Here is a 6562-nt window from a genome sequence, read left to right as displayed (position 1 = left end):
CGTCCGTCACGAGGTGCGCCTGGGAGGCCATCAGCAACAGCGCCCACTGAATGCCGAGGTGCCCCTCCCGGTTGATCCACCACTCGTTGAGGGCGTGCGCGTTGCCGCCTTCGCCGCCCCGACCGATCGTGATGGCCGGTATGCCGAGCGAGATGGGGATGTTGGCATCGGTGGATGAGATGGATAGATTGGCGTCGCCTCCCAGCGACCGCGCGCCGGCCAGCGCCCGCTGCACGAGCGGATGATCGGCCGACGTCTCGCCGGACGGTCGCTTGCCGATCGATTCGACGTTCACCGTCAGGGCTTCGCCCCGCCGCTTCAGGCTGTTTTGATGGGTGAGTCCTTCCTCGATCGACTGCTGCAGCAACACATCGATGCCCGCCAGGCGGTCCGGATTCACCGACCGCATGTCAACCTCCATCCAGGCCTTCTCGGGGATGGCGTTGACGGATGTGCCGCCCTCGACCCGGCCGATGTTGTAGGAGGTCTTCGGACCGTTCGCCGTGAAGGGATCGGCCTTCTCTACAAAAAAATGCACGATCGACGCCAGGGCATGCTGCGGATTCGCATTCCCGAAGGCGCCCCAGCTATGACCGCCCTGGCCTTCCACCGTCACGCGATAGCGATTGGACCCCAGGGCCTGGTTGATCACGTTGCCCAGCCGGCCGCCGTCGATGGCGATGAATTCGTGGATCGCTAGCCCTTCGGGGCCGAACAGATGCCGGACGCCGCGCAGGTCGCCGAGTCCCTCCTCGCCCACTGTCCCGATGAGCAGCACATCGTCCTCGAATGCGAGCTGCCGGGCTTCGACGGTGCGCATCATCGCCAGGAGCACGGCCAGCCCCCGGGTGTCGTCACCGATGCCCGGGGCGTAGAGGGTGTCGCCCTGCATGCGTACCCGTACGTCGGTGCCGGCGGGAAACACCGTATCGAGATGGGCGCCAAAGGCGATGGTTCGCGCGCGCTCCCGGCCGTCGATCCGGGCGATCACGTTGCCGACCGGGTCGATCCAGACCGAATCGGCGCCGGACGCGGCGAGCATGCCGGCGAAGACCTCGGCGCGCGGCCCCTCACCGAACGGGGGCGCCGGGATCTCCGTCAACGTGATGTGATCCGCGAGCGTGCGCGGCTCGATGTCGAGGACCGTCTGAAAGGCTTCCTGCATGGCCGGATGGCGCCGAAGCCGCTCCATCGTCTCGGTTGCTTCGTCCGAGACGGCCGGCGGCGACGTCGGCGGCGGGGTAGCCGCCGCGGGGGGCACCGGATCCTCCTGGCACCCGGAAAGGGGCATGAAGCCGGCGAGCGCGGCGGTCACGCACAGGTTGAGCAGGACGGATCGAAGCATAACAAGGCAGGATGAATTCGTAACCCTCAAAGATACGCAATCCAGTCGGCGGGTGCGAGCGTCAGTTCATCCGCTCGAACAGCGCGCGCTCGTCCCCCACCCGCTGCAATCCGTAGGCGAGCAGGTGCATGGCGCCCATCCAGAATGCAATAACAGCAAACGACTGGGTGTATCCTTCCGCACCACCCCCGGACGACGCCGCTACGGCCCCGATCAAGGCGCCCCCGGTGAGCCGGCCGGCGGCTTTAAAGAGGCGGACCATGCCCTGCGCCACCGTCCGCTCCGTCGCCATCGCCTCGTTGAGCAGGATATAACTCAGCGCCGACCCGAGCAGCGCCGCCAGACCGAAGCCGATCAGCACTTCGCCGGCGTAGAATACCAGCCGGTCTCCCTGCGCCCACCCCATAACCGCGAGCCCCAGCGCCGTGAGCGCGGTGCCGGCGAGCACGATGGTGCGGGAGCCGATCCGATCGATGAGCCGGCCGCCGAGCGGCGACCCGATCGCCAGCGCGCCCACGAGGGGCAGCAGCATGAACGAGGCCGTCCGATCGGCTACCCCGTAGAGCACGACGGCAAAGCTGGGCAAAAAGACAAAGACCGCCTCCGTCGCACCCGAACCGACGGCGACGAGGCAGGCGATCACCACCTGCCGCGAGCGAAACAGTTGCAGCCGCAGAAACGGGTGCGCTCCCCGCCGCTCGATCTGCACAAACAGCGCCATCAGGACGATCGCCGCGAGCAGAAAGGGCCCGACATGGGCCGAGCCCAGGCTGCGCAGCGTGTGTTCGGCGTCGATCTGGTTGATCGCGTACGTGAGGGAGGCCATCGCCAATCCGAGCGCGACCACACCGGGCCAGTCCAGCCGGCCCGCGGACGCGCGGCGTTCGTTCGGGAGGCGGCGGACGCCGGCGATGCCTACATACAGCGCCATCGGCAGCGTGATGACGAACAACCAGCGCCACGCGAGCCACTTGAGCATGATGCCGCTCACGATAGGCCCGATAATGAAGGCGAGTCCGAAGACGGCCCCCACCACGCCGAGCATGCGCCCGCGCCGCTCGGCGGGAAAGAGATCGCCGATGACGGCGCCCGTGATCGGCACGATGCCGGAGACGCCGCTGCCCTGGAGGGCGCGCCCGATCAGCATGGTCGGAAAGTCCGGGGAAAAGACGACGACGAGGGTGCCGGCGCAAAACAGCGCGATACACCACGTGAAGGCGAGCCGGCGTCCGTAGGTATCCGACAACCCGCTCATGAGCGGATTACCGAGCTGGTTGAACAGGGAAAACACGATAAACACCCACGCCACACCCCGCTCGTCGAGCCCGAACGACGCCCCGATGGCGCGCAGGGCCGGCCCCAGGATCGCGATGTCCAGCGCGGCGATCAGGACGCCGAGCAGCAGGATGGGTATCGTTTTCCGCGCTTCCGTCATAGCCTCCCCCACGGCGACCCCCTACTTCGATTCCGGAAGCCAGCTGGCTATCGGGACTCCGTCGATACTCCGTGTATTCTTTTTTTCGCGATAGGCCAGCAGATCGTCTTCGCTCTGGCCGGCGGCCCATTTCTGGAGCGTCTCGCGCTCCTTCACGAGGTCCATGATCGGCACGGCGAAGCCGCACGACGTCTGCACGGAATCAACCTGCATCACGACGATCTGGCGGGCGCCGGGATGCGGTGCGAAATGAGGAGCCAGTTCGCGCCATCGGTCGGTCCCCTTGCGGGCGACCTCGCCGGTGCCGTACAGCCGCATGATCAGCGGCGCGCGAGAGAAGCTGCAGAACATGATCGTGAGCCGCCCATTCTCTTCGAGGTGCGAGGCCGTCTCGTTTCCGCTGCCGGTGAGGTCGAGATAGGCGACCGTCCGGCTGTCCAGCACCCGGAATGTATCCATCCCTTTCGGGGAGACGTTGATACGGCCTTCGGCCGGCGCCGAGCCGGTGAAAAAGATGGGCTGGCCGGCGATAAACGCCTGATGCTCGTCCGTAAGCGTATCATAAAACGTGGCCATCGATCCGCACACTCAGGTTGGCGTGTTGAAGGGATCAATACACAGAATTCGTGGTCTCTAGTTCCACTCGGCCCAAATGGCGCACTCTTTTTGCTTCGCGATTCGTATCGTATGAGACCCCGACGAGTCTGCGGGCAGGCGCAGGACAGACAGAGACCGGGCGCCGCATCGTCCACATCCCGTACAACCACGTTCCCCGTGTCGCACCTGTCGGGCCCTGGCGGCCCCCCCAATCATCGCGAAACGCAATTCCGAATGAGAGAAAGCTCATTGCTGGATCGAGTGACCGCGGCCGTGATCGTTACATGCGTTGTTGCGGTGCCGGCGTGGATGGCGCTGCAGTTCAACGGGACGGGGACCGGCGGCGCTCCGTCCGACAAGGACCATTACGAGGAGTACCTCGAGGGCACGGGCGCGTGGGCCCGCTCAACGCTCAACCGCCTCACCCTCGAGCAGAAGGTCTCGCAGCTGTTCGCCTCGTACGCCTACGGCGTGTACACGAGCGCCGACGACCCGGCCTACAAGCGGCTCGTCGATCTGGTGGAACGCTTTCAGGTCGGCGGCATCCTCTTTTTTCAGGGGGATCCGCTTTCGCAGCTGTTGCTGGCGAACGAGTTGCAATCCCACGCGCCGCTGCCGCTCCTGATGTCGCAGGATATGGAGTCGGGCGCCGGCATGCGCCTGACCCGGACGACCAACTTCCCGAGCGCCATGGCGCTCGGCGCCACGCGTAACCCCAACCTCGCCTACGCGGCAGGCTATGCGACGGCCCGGGAGGCCCGCGCCCTGGGCATCGATCAGGTGTACGCGCCCGTCGCCGACATCAACAACAACGCTTCGAACCCCGTCATCAACGTCCGTTCCTTCGGCGAGCGGCCGGAGCTGGTGTCGGACATGGTGAAGGCGTTCACGTTCGGCATCCAGGACGCCAAGGTTATCGCGACGGCCAAACATTTTCCCGGCCACGGCGACACCGCCACCGATTCGCATTCCGACCTCCCCGTGCTCCCGTTCGACCGGGCCCGGCTCGACTCCGTGGAGCTGGTTCCGTTCCGCGGGGTCCGCGACGCCGGCATCATGAGCATCATGATGGGGCACCTGGCGCTTCCGCAGCTCGAGCCCGACCCGCGCGTGCCGGCGACCCTCGCTTCGGGCATCGTCACCTCGCTGCTGCGCGAAGACATGGGGTTCAAGGGCCTCATCGTGTCGGACGCCATGCGGATGACCAGCATCACGAAGCATTTCGGGACCGGCGAGGCCGCCGTCCGCGCCATCGAGGCCGGCATCGACATCCTCGTGCTCTCGCAGGACGAATACGCGGCCCGGGCCGCGATCATCAAGGCGGTCGAGGAAGGCCGGCTCACGGAAGAGCGGATCGACCAGTCGGTACTCCGCATCCTCCAATCGAAGGAATGGCTCGGATTGCACCGCGAGCGCATGGCCGATCCGGTGGAGGCCCGCCGCGTCGTCGCCTCGCAAGAGCACACCACGCTCGCCGAAACCATCGCCCGCGCCTCACTCACGCTGATCCGGAATCAAAACCAGTTCGTGCCGTTCGCGCGGCCGCCGGCGACGATCGCGACGATCTCGCTCAACGACACCGACGAACCCGACCCCGGCGAGCCGTTTCGCAAGCAGCTCAAGCAGCTCGCCGTCGGCAGCCGGATCTTCGAGCGGGCACTCGATCGCCGCGCCTCCGAGGCCGAGCTGAACGAAGCCCTGTACGTGGCGAGTCTGGCCGACGTGGTGCTGGTGCCGGCGTTTCTTCCGGTCCGCTCCGGCAGCAACCGGATCCAGCTTTTCCCCGCCTACCAGCGTTTCCTCAATGCGCTGATCGCTCGACGGGTGCCCGTCGTGCTCGTCGCCTTCGGCTCGCCGTATCTGATCCAGGCGCTGAACGCCCAGCCCCAGGTTTATGTGGCGGCCTACAGCCATAGCGAGGCTTCCCAGAAGACGACGCTCCAGGCCCTGTTCGGCCAGTCCGCCTTCACGGGCAAGCTCCCGATCACAATCCCGGGCCTCTACCCCTACGGGTATGGCCTCGAAACCCGTCAGATCGCGCCGCGCACGGCGTTTCCCGAAGAAGTGGGGATGTCCGGCCCGACGATCGCGTCGGTGGATTCGCTGATCCGCGCCGCCATCGCCGACCACGCCTTCCCCGGCGCCGCCGTCGCGATCGGGCGCGATCAGGAGCTGGTCAAGCTCGAGGGCTACGGCTACTTCACGTACGACTCGGATCAGCCGGTCACGCCCGCCTCGCTGTTCGATCTCGCCTCCGTCACCAAGGTCATCGTGACGACGACGGCGGCCATGAAACTCTACGAGCAGGGCAAGCTCGACCTCGACGCCCCGGTCACCCGGTACCTGCCCCAGTTTGGAAACAACGGCAAGTCGGGCATCACGATCCGGCATTTGTTGACGCACACGAGCGGGCTGATCCCGTTCCGCCCGTTCCACGAGATGGGCATCCTCACGCGCGCCGGCGTGATCGACGACATCATGCACGAAACGCCCGTGTACCCGATCGGGTCGGAGATGCGGTACAGCGACTTCAACATGATCACGCTCGCCCTCGTCATCGAGCGGATCACGGGGGAAGAGTTCGGGGCGTACGTGCAGCGGACGGTGCTCCTGCCGCTCGGCATGACGCATACCGGCTTCCGGCCCAGCGGCGTCGGGCGCGACCTGACCATCGTGCCGACCGAGATCGACAACACCTTCCGGAAGCGTCTCGTGCAGGGGGAAGTGCACGATGAGACGGCCTATATCCTCGGCGGCACCGCCGGCCATGCCGGCCTGTTTTCCTCGGCCGAGGACCTGTCCCGGTTCGCGTTCATGATGATGAACGAGGGCGAGGTCAACGGCGCGCCGTTCCTCAAGCCCGAAACGATCCGCCTCTTCACCACGGCCGTCGACCCCGAGCACCACAGCCGCGCCCTCGGCTGGGACACGCGGAGCCCCACGGGATATTCATCCGCCGGCACCCTCTTCGGTCCACGTAGTTTCGGGCATACCGGCTTTACGGGCACCTCGATCTGGATCGACCCGGATGCCAGGCTGTTCGTCATCCTACTGGCGAATCGCGTCTATCCTACCCGTGAAAACACCAAACACGCCAGGGTCCGGGCCGATCTCGCGGACATCGCGTACCGCGCGATGACGGGCCCACCGCAACCGATCATCCCGACCATCACGCACGAATAGAC

Annotated in this window: 4 protein-coding genes; 1 reads left to right on the top strand and 3 read right to left on the bottom strand. The window is 66.1% G+C overall.

Annotation, left to right across the window (positions count from 1 at the left end):
• From R2834_08840 to R2834_08830, 3 genes are all read right to left on the bottom strand, one after another.
• On the bottom strand, positions 1-1345 hold a 1345-nt coding region (locus tag R2834_08840), incomplete at its 3' end, for a M20/M25/M40 family metallo-hydrolase (GenBank protein ID MEZ4700423.1).
• 61 nt (positions 1346-1406) lie between these two features.
• Positions 1407-2780 (bottom strand): MFS transporter, encoded by a 1374-nt coding sequence (locus tag R2834_08835; GenBank protein ID MEZ4700422.1) that lies wholly within the window; start codon positions 2778-2780, stop codon positions 1407-1409.
• A 21-nt stretch (positions 2781-2801) separates the two neighbouring features.
• Positions 2802-3356: a pyridoxamine 5'-phosphate oxidase family protein gene (locus R2834_08830; GenBank protein MEZ4700421.1), complete on the bottom strand. Its 555-nt coding sequence runs from the start codon at positions 3354-3356 to the stop codon at positions 2802-2804.
• A 294-nt stretch (positions 3357-3650) separates the two neighbouring features.
• On the opposite strand from R2834_08830, the gene R2834_08825 reads away from it, so the two are divergent.
• A complete protein-coding gene (locus tag R2834_08825; protein MEZ4700420.1) occupies positions 3651-6560 on the top strand; it encodes a glycoside hydrolase family 3 N-terminal domain-containing protein in 2910 nt (969 codons plus the stop codon).
• The last annotated feature ends 2 nt before the right edge of the window (positions 6561-6562 follow it).

This window comes from Rhodothermales bacterium (genome assembly GCA_041391505.1).
Classification (GTDB): domain Bacteria; phylum Bacteroidota; class Rhodothermia; order Rhodothermales; family JAHQVL01; genus JAWKNW01.
The sequence above is the reverse complement of the archived record's forward strand: the minus strand, read 5'-3'. Positions and strand labels throughout refer to the sequence as shown.

Coding starts and splice junctions, on each gene's coding strand:
- R2834_08835 (MEZ4700422.1), bottom strand. CDS start 2,780: ATGACGGAAGCGCGGAAAACGATACCCATCCTGCTGCTCGGCGTCCTG.
- R2834_08830 (MEZ4700421.1), bottom strand. CDS start 3,356: ATGGCCACGTTTTATGATACGCTTACGGACGAGCATCAGGCGTTTATC.